The following is a 20,375-nucleotide window of genomic DNA, read 5'->3' on the forward strand; positions in this document are numbered from 1 at the left end:
TTGCGGCTAGAGGGCGCTGCGTTTGACATCACGGGCCGGTGGGCAGCCAAACAGGCGCGTATATTCCCGCGTAAACTGCGTCAGACTTTCATACCCGACCGCTGCCGCCACGGCGGCTACATTGCCCGGCTGACGAAACAACCGATCGCGCGCGGCATAAAGTCGAAGATGCTTCTGATACTGCAGCGGTGAGAAGCCGGTGCTGGCTTTGAAGCGACGATGAAACACGGAAAGACTCATCGTGGCTCGTTGCGCCAGCGCCGCCATGCACACCGGCGTTGCGTAATGGATTTTGAGCCAGTCAACCGCCGTGCGTATTGACGCAAAATAGCCGCAGGTATCCGCCATCTGACGCAACAGCGGGCCCTGCGGCCCTTGTAACACGCGATAGACAATTTCGCGCTCCAGCAGCGGCGCCATAATCGTTACGTCTTCGGGCCGCGCCTGCAGCTGCAACAGCCGTAGCCAGGCATCCAACTGCGCCTCACTGGCTTCCGCAATAGCCACGCCGTGCACCGCAGGCGTTGCAGTGGCTTCAGGCAGGTCAGCGATCAGGGCGCGGATCACCGCGAGATCAAACGTCAAACGTACCGCCAGATAAGGCGCAGCCTCGCTGGCGTACCCTATGCGGCCGCTTGCCGGCAGGTCAATGGCAGCAACAAACGTATGCCCGGCGCGATAGCTCACCACCTGTGATCCCATACGCAGCTGTTTTTCGCCCTGTAGGATCAGGCTAATAAACGGTGGGTAGACTTCCGACGGCAGTGTCAGCGGTTGTACCACCTTGTAGACGTCGAGCCGCGACAGCAGCTTTTCTTCTGCGGAATGTTCTGCCCAACGCTGCGCCCACAGTCGCAGCCTCTCCAGTGACTCAGTCATTGTCGCGTTCTTATCGTCGCCCACCCACAATGAGCAGAATCAGGCAAATTTTAGACACAATCCACGGCGCGCTGCAACGGCGCTCGCGCTACGCTGAAGATGTCTGGGGCCATGCGGCCTCCCTCTTATTCACTCACGTGAGAGAACCCATGAAAATCAAAGACGCAGTGATTGTGATCACTGGCGCTTCCTCGGGCATTGGCGCAGCAACGGCCCGTGCCGCCGTCCGCGCAGGTGCTAAGGTGGCGGTATTGGCCCGTCGGGAAGCGCGGCTGACCGCGCTTGGGCAGGAATTGAACAATGCGTTACCGCTCCGTTGTGATGTTACCTGCCCTGACGACGTCGCGCGCGCCGTTCGCCGCACGCTCGAGCACTTTGGCCGCATCGACGCGCTCATTAACAACGCCGGACAGGGTCTGCACGCCAACATTGAGGCGATCGCGGATGATGCGTTCACCGCCCTGCTGGACCTGAATCTGGTGGCGCCGCTGCGGATGATGCAGGCGGTGATCCCCGTTATGCGCCAGCAGGGCACAGGCAGCATTATTCACATCAGTTCAGGCGCAACTTTAGGCACCTATGCGGGATCGGCCGCGTATACCAGCGCCAAAGCGGGGCTGAATATGCTGTCGCGCGTCGCACGCCTCGAGCTGGCACCGGCGGGGATTGTCGTTTCCACACTCTATCCGTTTGTGACGCAGACTGAATTTTACCAGGCCGTGAAAGCCGGTCAGGCGGAGGCCAGCGCGCAGGAGCAAGCCATCGCGGCGATTGCCCATACGCCGGAACAGGTGGCAGAGGCGCTGCTCGCGCTGCTGGAGAGCGGTGAGGCAGAACGCGATCTGGTGCCTGAGGCTTACGGTGGAAGCCAGCGATAAAGGCCTCAGACAGTCAAGCATAGCGCGCCATCAGATCCACCATCGCGCCCGCGTGGGCATCAACGTGGCGAATATAGCGCATCAGCGTTTCGGGTTTTTTCCATGTGCCTTCCTGCATGATCTGCGCGGTGCTGTATTGGTTCTTTGCCATGTCCATCGCGGCGCCCACGCGCGTGCTGTGTCCACTCCAGCCGCGGTAGCGATTTTTGTTGGCCTGCGCCGCATGCGGCCCGGCCTCACGCCACGCGCGAGCAAAAATATCTTCCAGCGCCCGGGTCGACAGCGGTTTATCCGTTACGACCAGCGCGCGATTGCTGCGGTGCACGGGCGCGAAGAGAAACGCATCGGGCATTTGCATCAGGCCAGAGGCATTCAGCCACGCAGTCAGGCGCTCAGAGGAGAGCGCACCCAGCCCTTTAATCAGACCGCCGGTCATCACCAGGGTTTTGGTCCAGCCGACGTCCAGCACGATGCGCCCGTCGGCGGCGCGCGTCACATCGCGCACGCGCAGTCGGCCTAACTCACTGACGCGCAGCAGCGTTGCGTAAGCGACATGCAAAAAAGCCAGATCGCGCGCGTGCTGCAAGCGCGGCGAACTCGCCCATCGGGCATCCAGCGTCAGCAGATCGCCAATGCGAAACGGGATCGCCTGGCCGGCGCGCTCCCCTGCCAGCACCGCGTTGCGGTTGATCTTCTTCATTACACGAAACACCAGCGGCGACACGTTGGGCGGCGTCAGGCCTGCGTTACGGTGTAACATTGAGATAAGTGCCGCATGGGTACTGACGGTGGATGAGGCGCGTCCACTGCTCTGCAAAAACAGAAGATATTCACGCAGATCGTTGGGTGACATCGGTAACAATGACCGATCTCGCTCGCGCGCCCAGCGCGCAGCAATGCGCATCACGCTCATCAGCTGCGCCCAGGTATTGACAGAGAACGCCTCTTTGTCGCGCACGAAGGCATGCAGTTGAGCGCGTATCGCGCTGTCATCCTCAACCGAAAAAGTCAGATCGTTAAACGGGGTCAGGTGGCTCATCACGTCGTATCCGCAGGTTAAGCTTCAGGCGATGCTATGCAAATTCTGGCGATCACGTTGGGGGATACCTCGTCAGATTTCACGTAGCGCTGCCTGCTTTTTGTTCAAGGACGGGAGAAAAGAGGCCAGTTTGTCCAGTATAGCGGGATCGCGGTGAGGATCCTAGCTTCATATAAGTACAATTATATGAAGTTACAGATGGCAAGATAGCGTTGAACACTGACGGTTTAAGAGAGAACAAAAAAATTGAAGGCGAAGATTTACTCGGAGCAGGCTCTTACTGAGCATGTTTCGGCGTTCAGCAAAAAAAGCTGCGGCGACGCGCAGGGCGTTATTTGATAGTTAATTGAAATTAAGGGTGGAAAAATTAACGGTTCGTCGTTGTAAAAAGTTTTTAAGGAAAAAATATGCCTGTTAACGCAGTAAGGACGCCGACATCACCGCCAATAGTGATGACAAAAGAGCACTTAAAAAAAGCGAAGAAGACGCTTTCAGCCGAAATTAACCGCGTTTATAACACGCAAAAAAAACTTTCCTCGGCCATTGAGAAAGACTGGCGGGAAATGAGCAGAATACGAGTGATTATCCAGGAGATCACCGCCATTTCCAATGCGCGTGAAGAAAATCCGTTATTGAGATTCAAAAATGGTCATTTTAAAAATGGCGCGAGGCATAATCTCATTAAAGAGCACCTTTATCACCATCGATATGCTTACGAGCGGCGCGCTGCGGCATACAATGTAGGTTCAACCGTGCCTGAAATCACTGCACGTGAAGCCCTGGATACGTATCAGTACACACTTGCCTCTCTGGAACAGCGAATTGATCATTCACTGTTAGAAATCAATGTATTAGATGAAAGATTTGACACCCTAATTCTTCAGGAGGCGGCGCTTGAAAAGGCGCTTAATAAGATTACGCCCCTTCCCAACAACCGACAAAAAGTCGCCACTCAGAAAGGAAACATAAAAATATCGGATGCGGAAGTGAAAGCTATTGAAAAGAAAATAGAGCTGTTTGATATTATTTATCAATCTTCCGCAGGCTGCACGGGAATAAATCACTGGTTGCGTCAGCAGCGCGATGGCTTATCTGGCGATGCGGAAAAAGCCGGAAAAAAGTTGGCCAGCAAAGTTATCAGCGAATATAAAAAAAGTCACGGCGAGGGGATCTTTGTGAAAAACATGATTTCCGAATTTGACATTAAATTCCATGCTTCCGATATTCTTAGCAATCTACCGTCTTATCAGGAAATGCTTCACCGCCCCAAGGGGAAATTAATCCAAACGTTCCGCGGTGAACGTATGACGCTCACGGGTATAGATGAATTAGCGGCGCGATTCAAAACGGAGCCGCAAGCGGTTTATCAACTGGGTCAGTTTTATTCCACTACGGCCAGGCCCGCGTTTGCAGAAAGCCTGGCGTCCGCTGACGGCCCGGAAAACCGTGCTGGCGTGATATTTACACTAAAAGGAAACAGCGGTCATCCTGTTATCGTCGGTCACGGCTTTGACTATCATGCCGACAGGGAGCACGAAATCCTTTACTCGCCGCTGGCTTGTTTCTGCGTCACAGATATGACGTTTGATGGCAGGCATCACCGTGTGGGCCTGCAGGAGATGAAGCGGGAAACGGTCTCCGAACCTTACCCGATGCCCCATTGAGCCTGCTGCTCTCACCGTTTCCTCCCTGAGGTATTCCTTCGGGCATTAAACACGGCTGGAAGAGGCCCGCCACATGCCCGAAGCAGACGCGTTCAGACCTTTCGGCCATCAGGTGTTCTCAGCCAAATCCTGAACCGCCTCCCAATTACCCCTACGCCGTCTATGCTTAATGTTTCCTAAAACAACGATAACCTGGGGTGCGCAGGCACCCTCTTTTTGATCTGGAGGCGGGTATGAGCACCCCACATGACACCCCTATGTTGCAGGATGCTGAAAAGCCGCCTGAATCAGCACCGCACACCCTGCCGGTGACGCTCAACGTCAACGGCCAGGCGCACAGCCTTCACGTTGACAGCCGCACCACGCTGCTGGACGCGCTGCGTGAGCATCTGCATTTGACCGGCACCAAAAAAGGCTGTGACCACGGCCAGTGCGGGGCCTGTACCGTGATGGTCAATGGCCGCCGCGTCAATGCCTGCCTGACCCTTGCGGTGATGCAGGACGGGGTAGAGATCACCACCATTGAGGGCGTAGGCACGCCGGAGGATCTGCATCCGCTGCAGGCCGCGTTTATTAAGCACGACGGCTATCAGTGCGGTTACTGTACGCCGGGTCAAGTTTGTTCTTCGCTGGCGGTGTTAGCGGAGATCAAAGCGGGCATTCCCAGCCACGTCTCGGGAGATTTGCTGGCGGCGCCAGCCCTTTCGCCGGAGGAGATCCGCGAGCGCATGAGCGGCAACATCTGCCGCTGCGGCGCTTACGCCAACATCCTGGACGCCATTGAAGACTATGCGGGAGGCCAGACATCGTGAAAGCCTTCACTTATGAGAAAGCCGGCTCGCCGCAGGAAGCGGCCCGTTGCGCCCAGCAAACGCCCGGCGCGAAATTTATCGCCGGCGGCACCAATCTGCTGGATTTAATGAAGCTGGAGATCGAAACGCCGCTGCACCTTATCGACGTAAACGGCCTGGCGCTGGACGCCGTTGAAACCACGCCGGACGGCGGCCTGCGCATCGGCGCGCTGGTGCGTAACACCGATCTGGCTGCGGACATGCGCGTGCGGCGTGACTACGCGGTGCTGTCGCGGGCGCTTCTCGCGGGGGCGTCAGGTCAGCTGCGCAACCAGGCCACGACGGCCGGGAATCTGCTGCAGCGCACCCGCTGCCCGTATTTTTATGATACCCACCAGCCCTGCAACAAGCGCACACCCGGCAGCGGCTGTGCAGCACGTGACGGCTACAGCCGCCAGCTGGCGGTGGTGGCAGCCAGCGAACACTGCATCGCCACCCACCCCAGCGACATGGCCGTCGCGATGCGGCTGCTGGACGCCACGGTAGAAACCGTGCGGCCGGATGGCAGCGAACGGGCGATCCCCCTCGCCGAATTTTATCGTGTGCCCGGTGATACGCCGCATCTGGAAACGGTGCTGGAAGCGGGCGAATTTATCATCGCGGTGGTGCTGCCACCGCCGTTAGGTGGCACGCATATCTACCGCAAGGTGCGCGATCGCGCCTCTTATGCCTTTGCACTGATTTCGGTGGCCGCCGTGGTGCAGCCTGACGGCACTGGTCGCGTTGCCTTGGGCGGCGTGGCGCATCAGCCCTGGCGGCGCGAGGCCGCAGATGAGGCAATGGCGCAAGGCTCAGGGCCGGTGTTTGATGCCCTGTTCCACGACGCGGATCCCACCGAACGCAACGCATTTAAGCTCGTGCTGACGAAGCGTACGCTCGCCTCCGTCCTGGCAGAAGGGAGAGCCACACCATGAAGTTCGATAAACCCGCGGGTTCCAATCCCATTGACCGCCAGCGTTACGTCGGTCAACCGCGCGACCGCATCGATGGGCCGCTAAAAACCACTGGCAGCGCGCCTTACGCGTATGAACGCCATCGTGAAGCGCCCGACGCCGTCTATGGCTACCCGGTGATGAGCCCGATCGCAAAAGGCAAACTTATCGCGGTGGAAATCGACGCCGCTGCAAGCGCGCCGGGCGTGCTCGCCGTGATCACCGCCGTTAATGCAGGCAAGCTGGAAATCGGCGACATGAACACCGCCCGCTTGCTGGCGGAATACCACATCGAGCATTACCATCAGGCCGTGGCGCTGGTGGTAGCCGAAACCTTTGAGCAGGCGCGCGCGGCGGCTCAGCGGGTGACGGTGCGCTGCGAGAGCGAACCGGGCGCGTATGACCTCGCTGAAGCGCAACCGACCGTGACTCAGGCACCGGAAGACACGCCGGACAAAGCAGTCGGTGATGTTGAGCAGGCGCTGCGCGCAGCCAGCGTGACGCTGGATGCGATCTACACGACCCCCGATCAGAGCCATATGGCCATGGAGCCGCATGCGTCCACCGCCCTGTGGCAGGAGGACGCACTGACAGTGTGGACATCTAATCAGATGATCAACTGGGGCCGCAACGACCTGGCAAAAACGCTGAATATTCCGCCGGAAAAAGTTCGCTTGATCTCGTCCTATATCGGCGGTGGATTTGGCGGCAAACTGTTCCTGCGCAGTGATGCCCTGCTGGCCGCACTCGGTGCGCGCGTCGTGAAAAAACCCGTGAAAGTGATGCTGCCGCGCCCAATGATCCCCAATAACACCACGCACCGCCCGGCAACGCGTCAGCATATCCGTATCGGAACCGACACCGAAGGCCATATCACCGCTATCTCGCACCTGAGTTGGTCGGGTAATCTGCCTGGCGGCACACCGGAGACCGCGGTGCAGCAAACGGAGCTGCTCTATGCGGGCGCCAACCGTCTTACCGGACTGCGCCTTGCAACATTGGATCTCCCCGAGGGCAACGCGATGCGTGCGCCGGGGGAAGCGCCCGGCCTGATGGCGCTGGAGATCGCCATGGATGAAATCGCCGAGAAAGTGGGCATGGATCCGGTGGCGTTTCGCATTCTGAATGACACGCAGGTCGATCCTGCCGACCCGCAACGCCCCTTCTCACGACGGCAGCTGGTGGAATGTCTGCGTACTGGCAGCGAAGCGTTTGGCTGGCAGCAGCGGCAGGCGCAACCCGCGCAGGTCAGAGACGGGCGCTGGTTAGTGGGCATGGGGATGGCCGCCGGTTTCCGTAATAACCTGCTCTCGCCCTCCGGCGCGCGCGTAAGGCTGGATGCGTCGGGCACCGTGACGGTCGAAACAGACATGACCGACATCGGCACCGGCAGCTATACCATCATTGCGCAAACGGCGGCGGAGATGCTGGGCGTGCCGCTGGAGCAGGTCCGCGTTCGCTTAGGTGACTCTGACTTCCCGGTGTCCGCAGGATCCGGCGGTCAATGGGGGGCGAACACCTCCACCGCTGGCGTGTACGCGGCGTGCGTGAAACTGCGCGAACAGGTAGCGCAGGCGCTCGGCATGAATGCGGCTGACGCCGAGTTTGTTGATGGCGAGGTTCGCGCCGCAGGGCTTAGCCGTCCGCTCACCGACGCCGTCGTCAACGGGCCGCTGGTTGCCGAAGACACCATCGCGTTTGGCGATCTGGATGAACGCTATCAGCAGTCTACCTTTGCCGGGCATTTCGCCGAGGTCGCGGTAGATATCGCCACGGGTGAAGTCCGGGTGCGCCGCATGCTGGCGGTCTGTGCGGCAGGGCGCATCCTCAATCCGAAAACAGCACGCAGCCAGGTGATCGGCGCCATGACGATGGGACTAGGCGGTGCGCTGATGGAGGAACTGGCGGTTGACACCGAGCGCGGCTTTTTCGTCAATCACGACATGGCGACGTATGAAGTACCGGTGCACGCCGACGTACCGCGCCAGGAGGTCATTTTCCTGGATGACACCGACCCAATCTCCTCGCCGATGAAGGCCAAAGGCGTGGGCGAGTTAGGACTGTGCGGCGTGGGTGCGGCGATTGTGAATGCCATTTACAACGCCACGGGTGTGCGCATCAGAGACTATCCGGTAACGCTGGATAAACTGCTGGCCGGACTACCGGAAACGGCCTGAGCCTGAGTGGCGCCGTCTGCCATAGCGGCGCCGCTTATTCTCGCGTTAGCGCCGCAATGGTCCGCAGATCGTCTGGGGTGTCTACATCCCACCGACAGCCGCTGTCGTGCAGGTCGACGCGGCGCAACGCAGACGTGTGCAGCAGGGCCCGTGCGCCGGTGTCCCCGCGTAAGGCGCGCAGCGGCAAAAAGTAGGATCGATCAAATCCCACCGGATGGGCCGGTTCGCCATCGACCACGGCGCGCGCCATGGGCGCGGAGCGCAGCGCTTCGCTGACCGCAAGGTAACTGGCAGGCGCAATCAGCGGCATGTCACCTAACGCAATAAGCCAACCATCATAGTCCGGCACCGCCCCAACGGCAGCGGCGATGGAATCACCCAAGCCGCCGCTGGTGCAGGTCAAGATGCAGGGCGGCGGCAGCAGAGCGTGAATGGTGTGGTCCTCGGGACGTGTCATCACAAACACATCAAGACCGGTGGCGACGGCGCGTGCTAGCGTGTGTTGCAGTATTGGCTTGCCCCAAAGCAGCGCGGTCAGCTTGTGGCCCTGACCGCAGTGACGATAGCGCTCGCTCAGACCGGCGGCCATGATCAGGATAGCGTGTTTCATGCCAAGCCCGCGCAGGGCACGGCGACGGCGCCCGCCTCTGAGCCGCTCACCATGCCATTTTTATGGCGCACGATATCTGCCATGATCGACAGGGCGATCTCCGCCGGGGTTTTGCTGCCGATCGCCAGCCCCACCGGCGCATGAATACGCTGCAGTTGCGCGGGCGTGACGTCACCAAAAGCCACCAGACGCTCGCGGCGTTTCTGGCTATTGCGTACCGATCCCATCGCGCCGAGGTAAAACGCGGGCAGATGCACGGCCTCCATCATGGTTAAATCGTCAATGCGCGGGTCGTGGGTCAGCGACAGAATAGCCGTGCCTGCGTGACAACCGTGCTCCTCTAAATAGCGGGCCGGAAAGACTTCCAGTAAGGTGATACCCTCGCTGAGCCCAGGCGCAAGCGTCAGGCGCGCGTCGGGTCGATGCTCACACACCAGCGTTTCAAAACCTAACGTCAGGGCAAAGTTGGCGCAAAATACGGCCACGCTGGAGAGACCGCACACGATTAATCGCGGCGGCGTGGCCAGCGTCAACGTAATGGCATTCCCGCAGACTTCGGTCAGCGTCTTTCCGCTGTAGCCAACCGGTGTCAGAGACGTGCAGGCCTCAGGCAGGGTGACGCGCTTGACCAGCGCGGTAGCCTGTGTAAAGGCGTCAATCAGCGTCGTCAAATAGGCCTGACTCTGCGCATCTGGCGGTAGCTTCTCCACCAGAATCAACAAGCTTCCGCCGCAGGGCAGCGCCTGGTCAGGCGCGTAGCCGCCTTCGCCGTAGCGGATAAGCTGGCTGGGTGCAGTAAACGCCTGGGCCTGGATGCGTTCGATAAAACTTTCTTCCACGCAGCCACCGGACAGCGAGCCGCTGTAGCGACCGTCTGCGCGGATCACCATCATGGCGCCCGGCGGTCGCGGCGATGATCCGAAGGTGCTGATAACGGTGCAAAGCCAGACGGTGTGCGCGTGTAACCACTGGCGCCCGGCATTGAGCACCTGCAAATCCAGATTGTGCATCGGATCTCCTGCAGAAAAAGGGAAGCGGCGGTTTCAGGACAATCCCTGAGCGTCAGCAAGTGAGTGTAGTACAGCCTGACGCGCCAGCGCAGGATGATACCGTCGGAGGAAGCCCCCGCAGTGCGCTCCAGACAAACGGGGTCAACGCGCGCCATGCGGGGGGCCGGCCTAGCGATCAATATTGCGCAGTAACTCGGCTGTGAGCGCCGGCACCGTGGCCGCAAACGAGGCATTGACCCAAAGTGCGGTGAACATAAGCCCTCCTCTTGGTGGCATAAACGTCATGCGTACCGACTCAGGCAGCCAGCGACACGCGCGGGGGCGTGAGCTGCTGCTGAAGCAGCCGTAATAGTAACCGGATGCGCCGCTCCGTGCGCTCGGGCGAATCGGGCGGCAAATGGTAGCGCAAGCTGCTCTGCCCCCCTTTCACACTGTTGAAGCGCACGACCACCTCGGGCATCACGCCGCCCGGCACTCGCTGCCAGCGGATGTTCACGGTGGAGCCCGGCAGATTTAGCGTGGCCTTCATCACCGTCTCCGCCGTCAGGGACGGCGTAAGAAGGGATAAGGAAGAAACCGTAACAGCAGACATCGTGACCTCCTTCATGTTCAACACAGTGCAAAGAGAGGCTTAGGGGCCTCTCTTTGTACGGGGACGCATTATCCAGCTTGTTGATGCTCAATCGCCTCGGTCGTTTGATGCGCGATCGGGATACGACGGGGTTTTTCGCTCTCGGGCACCTCCAGGCGCAAATCTACGCGCAGCAGCCCATCCTGCAGCCGGGCCTGCGTGACCTGCATATGCTCGGGCACGCTGTAGCTGAGATGGAAGTCAGATCGTACAATGCCGCGATGGATCCAGCCGCCGGATGCCTGTTCCGTCTCGCTGTCGCTGTGCGCTTTTCGTCCACTGACAGAGAGCCGGCCGCCCGCCACTTCGACTTCCAGTTCGTGCTCCTGCCAGCCAGGAACGCTCACGGTCAGCGCGTAGTGTTCGTCATCCAGTTGTTTGAGATCGTAAGAAGGGGTAGCTGAAACCGGGACATCGCCCGTAAGTTGGCTGAACAAGCGATCGATACGGCTGATACGATCGGACAGCACATTGTCGGCAAGTGAGGAAACGAGGGGAAACGTATTTAATTTCATGGTGATAACCTCCTGAATTAATCAAACATTCAAAAGCTCATCGCCGCAGTTTTTTCTGCGCGCTTACAAATATAATTTCAATTTTTTCTGTTTCAAGCCGCGTTGATATTTTTTTATCGTGCTCCTTGCGTGGCGCCGTCAGCGGGTTGCCGCAGCGCCTTTTCGCGTTATCCGAGTGCCAGGCTGCTCGCGCTCAGTCATGCGCCCGACCGGCCATGTCGGACGGGCGGGCACAAACGAGGGTGCTTGCTGCGCGCAACATCAGTTGCCGCGATAGGTTGAATAACCAAACGGGCTAAGCAGCAGCGGAATGTGGTAATGGTCGCCAGATTTCTCGAGGGTGAACTCGACGGGAATCTGCGGGAAAAAGGTTTTTTCACCGGTGCGCGCATAATAGTCGCCAGTCTTGAACACCACGCGATAGCTGCCCGACACGACCGGCTTGTCTGCCGGGTAGAGCGCGCTGATACGGCCATTGCTGTCAGTCACGCCGGTTGCCAGCTTGGTCCATTTGTCATTCTGTTGCTGATCGAGTTCGACCGTAATGCCCGCCGTTGGCACGCCCGTTTGCAGATTGAGTACGTGCACGCTGAGCGGGTTTTTCACGGGTGCCGCGTAAGCGGTTGTGGCCGTCGCGATGGCCAGCAGAGCCAGCACAGAAGAGGCAATTTTCATTAGTTTCTCCGTTGTTTACGTGAGGGATGACGCAATCTTAGGCGCTCTCTTCTCCGGTGCGCTGTTTCTGTAAAAATCTCTGAAATTTCCGAGACCTGTCTGCTTGCGATTTGGAAAGCACTGCCGCGCGGTGGCTAGTGTTACCGCGCGCTTTCTGCTAAAACTGGCCGCTGATCCTCCTGAATAAAAAAACCGACATCGCCGCGGGAGTGGACATGATTCGTCTTGAAGATGTGACGCTGTTTGTGCGCGCGGCCGCGCTGGGCAGTTTTTCTCGTGCCGCGCGTGAGGCGGATATTCTTCCGGGCCAGGTCAGCGCGGCGGTCGGTCGCCTGGAGCGTGATTTGAATCGCCGCCTGTTTGCCCGCTCAACGCGCAGCCTGCGTTTGACGGCAGAAGGCGAAACCTGGCTGCCTTACGCGCAGGAGATGCTCGCGCTGCTGCAGGCCGGCACCGCGCAGCTTCAGGCCACCGGTGACGCAATGCAAGGCGAGCTAAAAATGGCGATCCCGTCAGACATAGGGCGCAATGTGATCCTGCCCGTGCTGACCGATTTTTGTGAGCAGTACCCGAAGATTTCACTGCGTGTTGCGCTATCCGATCGGCTAAGCGACGTGTTTCGCGATCCGGTGGATGTGGCGATTCGCTACGGTGCCCTTGAAAACAGCCGCTATGTGGCGCTGCCGCTGGCGGAAGACAATCGCCGCGTGCTGGTTGCCGCCCCGGCGTATTTACAGCGTCACGGCACGCCGGCTCAGCTGGATGATCTGCGGCAGCACGCCTGCCTGCTGTATAGCCTCAACGATCAGGTTTACGATAAGTGGGCATTTCCCCAGGCGGACCGCGTACGGCAGCTGATGGTCAACAGCAGGATGGTGTGTGATGACGCCGATCTGGTGCGCCGCTGGGCGGTGGCAGGTATGGGAATTGCCTATAAATCCTGGATTGACGTCAGCGCCGACGTACACGCCGGTCGCCTGGAAATCCTGCTGCCAACGCAGCCCGGCGAGGCGGCGCCGCTGCACCTGGTGTGCCCGCACCGCAAACAATTCTCACCCGCTGTTCGGGAGCTGCACCGGCGGCTCCGCCAGCTGCTCACCGCCATTACCGCTAGCCTGCCCCTTACGCCCATGGACGCTGAAAAATGATGACCGTTCACCCGGCGTGACGTAACGGCGCGCCTGCACCCTGCGCGAGGATGCTGCGGGCGCGTGTGCCAGAAACCGCTGCGATCGTGTCTTAACCGCGCCTCACCGTTCGCATGAACGCTACACTCAGAATAACGTGAAAGGCCATGCCGCTTTACCTTGTTCAACACGCCCACCTACCGCCTGTTGGCGGTGATCAAACGGCGCGTGAATCACGCTTTTTCATCAACTGCGCAAGGAAAACATCATGAGTACGATCGTAACTGCTGACGGTACACAGATTTACTACAAAGATTGGGGGCACGGACAGCCGGTGTTATTCAGTCACGGTTGGCCGCTGGATGCCGACATGTGGGACAGCCAGCTCAACTTTTTGGCTGAAAACGGCTACCGTGCCATAGCCTTTGACCGTCGCGGCTTTGGCCGCTCCGACCAGCCGTGGCGCGGGTATGACTACGACACGTTTGCCGCCGACATTCATGACCTGATCGCCCACCTCGATCTGCAGGACGTCACGCTGGTGGGCTTCTCCATGGGGGGCGGAGACGTTACACGCTATCTCCATAATTACGGCACCGATCGCGTGAGGGGGCTGGTGCTGCTCGGCGCCGTCACGCCTCTTTTGGGGAAAAAGGATGACTTTCCGGAGGGCGTAGAGCGCAGTGTGTTCGACAATATTCAGGCAGGGTTATTGAAAGATCGCGCCCAGTTTATCAGCGATTTCGCCACGCCGTTTTACGGCATCAATGCCGGGCAGACGGTTTCCCAAGGCGTTTTAACGCAGACCCTGAATATGGCGCTGCTGGCGTCCCTCAAAGGGACGCTGGCGTGCGTCACTGCGTTTTCCAGCACCGATTTCCGCCCTGACATGGCAAAGATTGACGTCCCAACGCTGGTGATCCACGGCAGCAACGATCAAATTGTGCCGTTCGACACCACGGGGAAACGGGCGGCAGAGATGATCCGCGAGGCAGAACTCAAGGTCTATGACAACGCGCCGCACGGCTTTGCGGTAACGCACAGCGATCGGTTAAACGCCGATCTGCTGGCGTTTCTTCATCGCCTCTGACGGCGCCCTTCAGAACGCCCAAGACCGGCTGCCCGCCGGTCTTGGTGTTTACGGCGTGGAAAGCGTAGTGCCGCGAACCGCCTCTTGGCGCCATAAAGCGAAGCGTTAAAATATCTTATTTTACATCAATAACTTAACCTCAACATTCATGTGACGCAGATCACACTTTAAAATCCCTTTCTATACTGATTTCTCACTTTACGCAGCCTGCTGCGTTTTTTTATTACACAGGGATGACGACATGCCACACCCGTCTCAAGAACATGAAACGCAGAACACAACGCTGAGCGTGCAGCAGCGCCTGTTTTTCGTCGTACTGGTCGCCACCATGGGCGCACTGGCCTACGGCTACGATACCGGCATTATTTCCGGAGCCTTGCCTTACATGAAGCTCTCGGCTCGCGAGGGCGGACTCAATCTCACACCGTTTACCGAAGGACTCGTTACCGCGTCCCTCACCTTTGGTTCGGCGATAGGCGCCTTTATTAGCGGCTACGTCTCCGACCGTTTCGGTCGCCGCATCACGCTGCGCAGCCTTGCCCTGCTGTTTGTTGCCGGGGCGCTGGGTACCGCGCTGGCGCCCGATATCGCTACGATGGTAGTCATGCGCTTTATCCTCGGGATCGCGGTGGGTGGCGGCTCCTCAACGGTGCCGGTATTTATTGCCGAAATCGCTGGACCCAAAAAGCGCGCGCCGCTGGTGAGTCGCAATGAGTTAATGATCGTCTCCGGACAGCTGCTGGCTTACGTGGTGAGCGCGGCCATGAGCGTGCTGCTGCATGACGGCCATATGTGGCGGTATATGCTCGCGTTGGCGATGGTGCCGGGCATACTGCTGTTTATTGGCACGTTTTTTGTGCCCGCGTCACCGCACTGGATGGTATCAGAGGGGCGCGTCCGGGAAGCGTTGCGTATTTTGCGCAAGCTGCGGGAAAACCCGCAGGAGGTCAAAAAAGAGATGGCCGAGATGCGTCAGCATGCCCGGGCGCAGCAGCAGGGGCCCTCAGCACGCGCGCTGTTGCAGGAAAAATGGGTGGTTCGTCTGCTGCTGGTCGGCGCCAGCATGGGCATTGTGCTGCAGTTCACCGGCGTGAACGCCTTCATGTACTACACGCCCGTGATTTTGAAAAATACCGGGCTCGGCACCAGCGCCGCCATTGCCGCCACCATCGGTAACGGCGTGGTGTCGGTACTGGCCACCTTTGCTGGCATTAAGGCGATCAACCATTTTGATCGGCGCCATATGCTGATGGCAGGCCTGCTGGTGGTGATCGCGATGCAGATTGCGCTGGGCGCTACCCTGATGCTGCTGCCGCAGACGCTGACGCAGAGCCTGCTGGCGCTGAGTTGCATTTTGGTGTTTCTCTTCTTCATGCAAATGTGCATTTCACCGGTTTATTGGCTGATGATGTCGGAGCTGTTTCCAATGAAAGTGCGCGGCGTCCTCACCGGCTCCGCCGTATCGTTTCAGTGGCTGTGTAATGCCGCCGTGGCGTTTGCCTTTCCGCCACTGCTGTCTATGGTTGGCAATAGCGCGTTCTTTATTTTCGCAGCGATCAACGTCGCTTCATTGGCGTTTGTCATCGTTGTCTTGCCTGAAACACGGGGCAAGTCGCTGGAGCAGATCGAAGATCATATGCGCCAGCGCTTTGGTGACACGCGCGACAGCCAGGTCGAAGCCCCCCATCACTAAAACACGTGAGGTCATAATGAGTCATCTGTTTAGCCCATCGCAACTGGGCGAACTGAAGCTGGAAAACCGCATTGTGATTGCCCCAATGTGCCAATACTCCGCAGCGGAAGGCTGCGCCAGCAGCTGGCATCGCATTCATCTTGGCCATCTGGCGCTCTCTGGCGCGGGCTTACTGATCCTCGAAGCCACAGCGGTTGAGCCGCGCGGCCGCATCTCGCCGGGCGATCTGGGATTGTGGAATGCCGATAACGAAGCCGCGCTTAAAACGGTGGTAGACGATATTCGCGCCTGGTCGCCCATTCGACTTGGCATTCAGCTGGGACATGCGGGGCGCAAAGCGTCCTGCAGTGCGCCCTGGCAGGGCGGCGAACAGCTGCCGTTAAGCGCTGGCGGCTGGCAAACCGTCGCCCCCTCGCCGCTGGCCTATGCGCCAGGTGAACAGCCACCCGTCATGCTGGATGCGGCGGCGCTGGAACAGCTCAAAGCCGCGTTTGTCGCCAGCGCCGAGCGCGCCGTGCGGTTGGGCTTTGAGCTGATCGAATTGCACGCAGCCCACGGGTATCTGCTGCATCAATTCCTCTCTCCGCTCAGCAATCAGCGTCAGGACAACTACGGCGGATCGCTGGAAAACCGGATGCGCCTGCCGCTGGAAATCTTCGAGGCGGTACGGGAAGCGGTACCCGACGCGATCCCGGTAGGTGTCCGCCTCTCGGCCACTGACTGGGTGGACGGCGGCTGGGACGAAGCGCAATCGGTGGTGTTCAGCCAGCAGTTAGAAACGCGGGGGTGTGCTTACATTCACGTCTCCAGTGGCGGACTGTCTCCTGACCAGCAGATCAGCGTAGGGCCGGGCTACCAGCTGCCGTTTGCGAAGCATATCCGTGCGCAGATCACTATCCCGGTGATCGGCGTAGGCCTGATCACCGATGCGCATCAGGCCGAAGCGGCGCTCACGCAGGGCGACGCCGATTTCATTGCCCTGGCGCGCGCCATGCTGTATGACCCGCGCTGGCCGTGGCACGCGGCGGCGGCGTTAAACGAGCAGGCGCATGCCCCCGCGCAATATTTACGTTCCGAACCCCACGGCCTGAAAGGCACGCTCACCGACTCATCGTCATAATCCCGTTCCGGTGCGGGCAACCGCACCTTCTTCGGAGGCCCCTTATGGCTTCACTCCCCTTCATGCATGCAGGTGAGCACGTGATCCTCTATGACGGCGTTTGCAAGTTGTGTAACGCATGGGTGCGTTTTTTACTGCGGCGCTCCCTGTCGCCGCGTATTCGCTTTGCCGCCATTCAGAGTGAAAAAGGCCAGGCGCTGCTGCGCGCTGTCGGCTTGCCCGGTGAAACGCTTCACACTCTCGTGTTGATCAACAGCAATGGCCATTGGCTGCGGGCGCAGGCGGTTTGTCGCGCCATGGCCCACATGCCGTGGCCGTGGCGCGCGTTCGCGGTGTTGCGCCTGCTGCCCGACCGCCTAACCACCAAAATGTACGATCTTATTGCCCGGAACCGTTACCGGCTGTTCGGCCAGTACGACTGCGTGCATCCGCTCGAGGCGGACTATCCTGACCGCTTTCTCTGATCTCATCGCCCATTTGCTGACGGACCTTACACTTATTTACACCATTTTCCGTTGCGGTTAGCCTTGTTCCGTAAGGCTAACCGCGCGGCGGGTCAGGTTTACGCATGACTAAGCAGGCAATTATGCCCTGTCATGCCATGCTTAACCGCAGCGGGAATAAGTTAACTACTTCATGAGGACGTTATGACGCTGCGGTCGCTTCAGGCGCTGTGCCTGGTTAATTTTTTTATGGCGGATGTACGGGATGGATTGGGCCCCTTTTTAGGGATTTTTCTCACACAGCATCACTGGCAAGCCGACACCATTGGCTGGGTGATGACGGCGGGCGGCTTGGCCGGCTTGGTTGCCACCATCCCCGCCGGATTAATTACCGATGCGACCACGCATAAACGTTTGCTGCTGATGGTGGGATCGCTGGTGATCACCACAGCCACGTTGATGCTGTGGTTCTTTCCGCAGACCGGGATCGCCGTCTCATCGCAGGTGATGACCGGCATGGCGGCGGCGCTGATTGGTCCGGTCCTAACCGGGATTACGCTGGGTCTCACCGGCCCGAAAAAATTCAGCCATCAGATGGGGATTAACGAAGCGTTCAACCACGGCGGTAACATGTTCGCGGCAATCATTGCCGGCTTCGCTTTTTGGTATTGGGGTACGGGCGCGGTTTTTGTGCTGATGACGGTCATGGCACTTTTTGCTGCGCTGGCGGTGACGGCAATCCGTCCGGCAGATATCGATCACCGATTGGCGCGCGGCCTTGGCGATGATAAAGGCGCGATGGCGATGCCGCGGCTGTCGCTGATCGCGCGCAATCCAGCGATCCTCATTATTGGCCTGACGCTGCTGCTGTTTCACCTCAGCAACGCCGCGCTGCTGCCCATGCTGAGCATGCGCGTGGCTGCCTCGCACAGCGGGGCTTCCACTGCGGGTGTCTACGCCGCCGCCACCGTGGTCATTTCGCAGCTGGTGATGATCCCGGTTGCGCTTTTTGCCGCCGCACGCGCGGAAAAAGTAGGCTATGGCTGGCTTATCACCGCCGCGCTGCTGATCTTGCCGGTGCGCGCCGCCATTGCCTCTGCCTACTCAGATGCGTATGCCATGATCCCTATTCAGATTTTAGATGGTCTGGCAGCGGGTTTACTGGGTGTCGCTGTACCGGCCTACATTGTCAAAATTCTCTCCGGCAGCGGACACACCAACGCCGGTCAAGGAATGATCATGGTGATGCAGGGTATTGGGGCGTCGATGAGCCCGGCGCTGGCGGGCAGCATCGCCTCTACCTGGTCTTACAGCATTGCCTTTGCGGTATTGGGATGTATTGCCCTGAGTGCGCTGGCGATTTGGTGGGCAGGCAGCCGTTTCACCGCTGGCAAGCCCGCTGAAGCACCGCGTTAGGCACAGGAAGCAAATGGGCGTTGCAGGCTGCACCGCCCATTTGCAGCGTTGGCGGTTAGACTTTAAAGGCTTCGACCATACCGCGCAGGGCGTGCGCCTGCCCTGCCAGCGATTGCGAAGCCGACGACGACTCCTCCACCAGCGCAGCGTTGCTCTGGGTGACGCCGTCCATCTGGCTAACCGCGATGCTGACCTGTGAAATGCCCTGCATCTGCTCTGACGACGCCAGCGAGATCTCATCCATGGCTGATGCCAATTCGCCGACCATACTGACCACTTTCAGAATGCTCTTTCCGGTGCCGGCGGCGACATCAACGCCGCTATGGACCTGTTCAACAGCCTGTTCAATCAGCTCTTTGATCTCTTTCGCTGCGGTGGCGCTGCGCTGCGCCAGCGTTCTGACCTCGCCCGCGACCACCGCAAAGCCGCGCCCCCCTTCCCCCGCGCGCGCCGCTTCCACTGCCGCGTTGAGCGCCAGAATATTGGTCTGGAATGCGATGCTCTCGATCACACCGGTGATGTCGCGCACCTTGGTGGCGCTCAGCGAAATATCATTCATGGTGGCCGTCATGCGCTGTACATCCGCTTCGCCGTGCTGCGCCAGTTCGGCAGCGTCGCGTGCACTGCTGGCTGTGGTTTGCGCGCTGAGGGTATTGCTTTTCACGGTGGCGGTGAGCTGCTCCATGCTGGCGGCGGTTTCCTGCAGCGCAGCCGCCTGCTCCTCTGTGCGTGATGAGAGCTCGGTGTTGCCTTCGGCGATCTCATCGGAGGCCATGGCAACCGACGCAGCGCTCTCTTTAATGGTGATCACCAGCTGACGCAAATCGCCCTGCATGGTCACCAGCGAGGCCAACAGGCTACTGTTGTCCCCCGGACGTAGCTGCACGGCGGTAGTGAGATCGCCCGCGGCAATTGCCGCGGTCACCGCCTGTGCCTGCGCAGGCTCGCCGCCCAGCTGCTTCATCAAACTACGAATAATCAGGCTGGCTGCCGCGATCGACACGATCACCGTCAGCGCTCCCAGTATCGCCAGTATCGTCATCAACCGACTCACATAATTGCCGGTGTTTTCCACCGCCGCCTCGCTCTCCTCAAGCTGAGCCGTGGTCATATCTTTCAGCGCCGCGAGCAGCTGCGCCTGGCGTGGCCTGACCGTGTGCATCAAATAGTGAATGGTTTCCTGCTGTTTGTTTTGCAACCCTAGCTGAGCAGCACTGCTTAATGCGTTTAGTACATCGACTTCGAGCGCAACCACCTTATCGAACGCGGCCTGCCCTTTTTCTGTTGCGTGTACGGACTGAATCGCAGCCAACTTATTCAAATTTTCCTGAAACAGTGTTTTCTGCTGCTCAACCCGCGTCTGTTCGGGTTTCATTTCTTCAGGTTCGGTGAGCAGCGCAATATTCCGTACGGCGATACCCATATCTCGCAGGCCACTGTAAAGTCCCATCCCTAGCTGATATTTACGCATATTAATATTAACGGTTTTTTCCAGCTCGCTACGTGAATTTACCAGCCCGCTGTATGCAACAGCGATACAAATGATAAAAAGCACAATGAGCGTTCCAAAACTAAGAGCCAAGCGGGTCGATATTTTCATTATTTTGGTTTCTCCTGGTTAAAAA

At 59.1% G+C, this 20,375-nt stretch carries 19 protein-coding genes; 11 read left to right on the forward strand and 8 right to left on the reverse strand.

The genetic code is table 11. The features are described from left to right. Positions 1 to 6: 6 nt before the first annotated feature. The gene (locus LU196_RS17640; protein ID WP_232761264.1) at positions 7 to 879 is read right to left on the reverse strand and encodes an AraC family transcriptional regulator; all 873 of its coding nucleotides are present in this window, start codon (positions 877 to 879) and stop codon (positions 7 to 9) included. Between the two features lie 149 nt (positions 880 to 1,028). Here LU196_RS17640 and LU196_RS17645 point away from each other — a divergent pair, with 149 nt between their 5' ends. Next, the gene (locus tag LU196_RS17645) at positions 1,029 to 1,757 is read left to right on the forward strand and encodes an SDR family oxidoreductase (protein WP_232761263.1); all 729 of its coding nucleotides are present in this window, start codon (positions 1,029 to 1,031) and stop codon (positions 1,755 to 1,757) included. Positions 1,758 to 1,770: 13 nt separating this feature from the next. Here LU196_RS17645 and LU196_RS17650 read toward each other — a convergent pair whose 3' ends face one another. Next, a complete protein-coding gene (locus tag LU196_RS17650) occupies positions 1,771 to 2,796 on the reverse strand; it encodes a tyrosine-type recombinase/integrase (RefSeq protein WP_232761262.1) in 1,026 nt (341 codons plus the stop codon). Positions 2,797 to 3,203: 407 nt separating this feature from the next. On the opposite strand from LU196_RS17650, the gene LU196_RS17655 reads away from it, so the two are divergent. The 4 genes from LU196_RS17655 (at position 3,204) to paoC (ending at position 8,420) form a co-directional block, all read left to right on the forward strand. Next, positions 3,204 to 4,460: a hypothetical protein gene (locus LU196_RS17655; protein ID WP_232761261.1), complete on the forward strand. Its 1,257-nt coding sequence runs from the start codon at positions 3,204 to 3,206 to the stop codon at positions 4,458 to 4,460. A 233-nt stretch (positions 4,461 to 4,693) separates the two neighbouring features. After that, entirely contained in the window at positions 4,694 to 5,272 is a 579-nt protein-coding gene (gene paoA / locus LU196_RS17660) for an aldehyde dehydrogenase iron-sulfur subunit PaoA (protein ID WP_232761260.1), read from the forward strand. Continuing rightward, entirely contained in the window at positions 5,269 to 6,225 is a 957-nt protein-coding gene (locus tag LU196_RS17665; protein WP_232761259.1) for a xanthine dehydrogenase family protein subunit M, read from the forward strand. The genes paoA and LU196_RS17665 overlap by 4 nt, the downstream gene beginning before the upstream one ends. Continuing rightward, the gene (gene paoC, locus LU196_RS17670; RefSeq protein ID WP_232761258.1) at positions 6,222 to 8,420 is read left to right on the forward strand and encodes an aldehyde oxidoreductase molybdenum-binding subunit PaoC; all 2,199 of its coding nucleotides are present in this window, start codon (positions 6,222 to 6,224) and stop codon (positions 8,418 to 8,420) included. The genes LU196_RS17665 and paoC overlap by 4 nt, the downstream gene beginning before the upstream one ends. Positions 8,421 to 8,454: 34 nt before the next feature. Here paoC and LU196_RS17675 read toward each other — a convergent pair whose 3' ends face one another. From LU196_RS17675 to uraH, 5 genes are all read right to left on the reverse strand, one after another. Beyond that, entirely contained in the window at positions 8,455 to 9,030 is a 576-nt protein-coding gene (locus tag LU196_RS17675; RefSeq protein WP_232761257.1) for an NTP transferase domain-containing protein, read from the reverse strand. Beyond that, positions 9,027 to 10,040: an XdhC family protein gene (locus tag LU196_RS17680; protein ID WP_232761256.1), complete on the reverse strand. Its 1,014-nt coding sequence runs from the start codon at positions 10,038 to 10,040 to the stop codon at positions 9,027 to 9,029. The genes LU196_RS17675 and LU196_RS17680 overlap by 4 nt, the downstream gene beginning before the upstream one ends. Positions 10,041 to 10,335: 295 nt before the next feature. Beyond that, positions 10,336 to 10,632 carry a hypothetical protein gene (locus tag LU196_RS17685; RefSeq protein WP_232761255.1) on the reverse strand — a complete coding sequence of 99 codons (297 nt, stop codon included), beginning with the start codon at positions 10,630 to 10,632 and terminating at the stop codon, positions 10,336 to 10,338. 68 nt (positions 10,633 to 10,700) lie between these two features. Continuing rightward, complete coding sequence (locus LU196_RS17690; RefSeq protein WP_232761254.1) at positions 10,701 to 11,186, reverse strand: Hsp20 family protein; 486 nt, start codon at positions 11,184 to 11,186, stop codon at positions 10,701 to 10,703. Between the two features lie 261 nt (positions 11,187 to 11,447). After that, positions 11,448 to 11,861 carry a hydroxyisourate hydrolase gene (gene uraH / locus LU196_RS17695; RefSeq protein ID WP_232761253.1) on the reverse strand — a complete coding sequence of 138 codons (414 nt, stop codon included), beginning with the start codon at positions 11,859 to 11,861 and terminating at the stop codon, positions 11,448 to 11,450. A 215-nt stretch (positions 11,862 to 12,076) separates the two neighbouring features. Between uraH and LU196_RS17700 the strand changes: the two genes are divergently transcribed. From LU196_RS17700 to LU196_RS17725, 6 genes are all read left to right on the forward strand, one after another. Then, positions 12,077 to 13,009, forward strand: a complete 933-nt coding sequence (locus LU196_RS17700) for a LysR family transcriptional regulator (RefSeq protein WP_232761252.1) — start codon at positions 12,077 to 12,079, stop codon at positions 13,007 to 13,009. 247 nt (positions 13,010 to 13,256) lie between these two features. Further along, positions 13,257 to 14,078 carry an alpha/beta fold hydrolase gene (locus tag LU196_RS17705; protein ID WP_232761251.1) on the forward strand — a complete coding sequence of 274 codons (822 nt, stop codon included), beginning with the start codon at positions 13,257 to 13,259 and terminating at the stop codon, positions 14,076 to 14,078. A 241-nt stretch (positions 14,079 to 14,319) separates the two neighbouring features. Then, positions 14,320 to 15,771, forward strand: coding sequence for a sugar porter family MFS transporter (locus LU196_RS17710; protein ID WP_232761250.1), 1,452 nt, complete (start codon positions 14,320 to 14,322; stop codon positions 15,769 to 15,771). A 16-nt stretch (positions 15,772 to 15,787) separates the two neighbouring features. Further along, positions 15,788 to 16,891: an NADH:flavin oxidoreductase/NADH oxidase gene (locus LU196_RS17715; RefSeq protein ID WP_232761249.1), complete on the forward strand. Its 1,104-nt coding sequence runs from the start codon at positions 15,788 to 15,790 to the stop codon at positions 16,889 to 16,891. Positions 16,892 to 16,935: 44 nt separating this feature from the next. Further along, positions 16,936 to 17,355 carry a thiol-disulfide oxidoreductase DCC family protein gene (locus LU196_RS17720; protein WP_232761248.1) on the forward strand — a complete coding sequence of 140 codons (420 nt, stop codon included), beginning with the start codon at positions 16,936 to 16,938 and terminating at the stop codon, positions 17,353 to 17,355. Positions 17,356 to 17,538: 183 nt separating this feature from the next. After that, complete coding sequence (locus LU196_RS17725) at positions 17,539 to 18,750, forward strand: MFS transporter (RefSeq protein ID WP_232761247.1); 1,212 nt, start codon at positions 17,539 to 17,541, stop codon at positions 18,748 to 18,750. 55 nt (positions 18,751 to 18,805) lie between these two features. Here the strand turns inward: LU196_RS17725 and LU196_RS17730 are convergent, their stop codons facing one another. Next, a complete protein-coding gene (locus LU196_RS17730; RefSeq protein ID WP_232761246.1) occupies positions 18,806 to 20,350 on the reverse strand; it encodes a methyl-accepting chemotaxis protein in 1,545 nt (514 codons plus the stop codon). Positions 20,351 to 20,375: the final 25 nt, after the last annotated feature.

It is taken from the genome of Pantoea sp. Mb-10 (genome assembly GCF_021272205.1).
In the GTDB taxonomy this organism is placed as follows: Bacteria; Pseudomonadota; Gammaproteobacteria; order Enterobacterales; family Enterobacteriaceae; genus Pantoea.

Bases quoted from the DNA above. Each gene is read 5' to 3' on its own strand.
- uraH (WP_232761253.1), bottom strand. From the start codon at position 11,861: ATGAAAATTGCCTCTTCTGTGCTGGCTCTGCTGGCCATCGCGACGGCC.
- paoA (WP_232761260.1), top strand. From the start codon at position 4,694: ATGAGCACCCCACATGACACCCCTATGTTGCAGGATGCTGAAAAGCCG.
- LU196_RS17715 (WP_232761249.1), top strand. From the start codon at position 15,788: ATGAGTCATCTGTTTAGCCCATCGCAACTGGGCGAACTGAAGCTGGAA.
- paoC (WP_232761258.1), top strand. From the start codon at position 6,222: ATGAAGTTCGATAAACCCGCGGGTTCCAATCCCATTGACCGCCAGCGT.
- LU196_RS17710 (WP_232761250.1), top strand. From the start codon at position 14,320: ATGCCACACCCGTCTCAAGAACATGAAACGCAGAACACAACGCTGAGC.
- LU196_RS17705 (WP_232761251.1), top strand. From the start codon at position 13,257: ATGAGTACGATCGTAACTGCTGACGGTACACAGATTTACTACAAAGAT.
- LU196_RS17650 (WP_232761262.1), bottom strand. From the start codon at position 2,796: ATGAGCCACCTGACCCCGTTTAACGATCTGACTTTTTCGGTTGAGGAT.
- LU196_RS17690 (WP_232761254.1), bottom strand. From the start codon at position 11,186: ATGAAATTAAATACGTTTCCCCTCGTTTCCTCACTTGCCGACAATGTG.
- LU196_RS17655 (WP_232761261.1), top strand. From the start codon at position 3,204: ATGCCTGTTAACGCAGTAAGGACGCCGACATCACCGCCAATAGTGATG.
- LU196_RS17720 (WP_232761248.1), top strand. From the start codon at position 16,936: ATGGCTTCACTCCCCTTCATGCATGCAGGTGAGCACGTGATCCTCTAT.
- LU196_RS17700 (WP_232761252.1), top strand. From the start codon at position 12,077: ATGATTCGTCTTGAAGATGTGACGCTGTTTGTGCGCGCGGCCGCGCTG.
- LU196_RS17685 (WP_232761255.1), bottom strand. From the start codon at position 10,632: ATGTCTGCTGTTACGGTTTCTTCCTTATCCCTTCTTACGCCGTCCCTG.
- LU196_RS17645 (WP_232761263.1), top strand. From the start codon at position 1,029: ATGAAAATCAAAGACGCAGTGATTGTGATCACTGGCGCTTCCTCGGGC.
- LU196_RS17725 (WP_232761247.1), top strand. From the start codon at position 17,539: ATGACGCTGCGGTCGCTTCAGGCGCTGTGCCTGGTTAATTTTTTTATG.
- LU196_RS17640 (WP_232761264.1), bottom strand. From the start codon at position 879: ATGACTGAGTCACTGGAGAGGCTGCGACTGTGGGCGCAGCGTTGGGCA.
- LU196_RS17680 (WP_232761256.1), bottom strand. From the start codon at position 10,040: ATGCACAATCTGGATTTGCAGGTGCTCAATGCCGGGCGCCAGTGGTTA.
- LU196_RS17675 (WP_232761257.1), bottom strand. From the start codon at position 9,030: ATGAAACACGCTATCCTGATCATGGCCGCCGGTCTGAGCGAGCGCTAT.
- LU196_RS17730 (WP_232761246.1), bottom strand. From the start codon at position 20,350: ATGAAAATATCGACCCGCTTGGCTCTTAGTTTTGGAACGCTCATTGTG.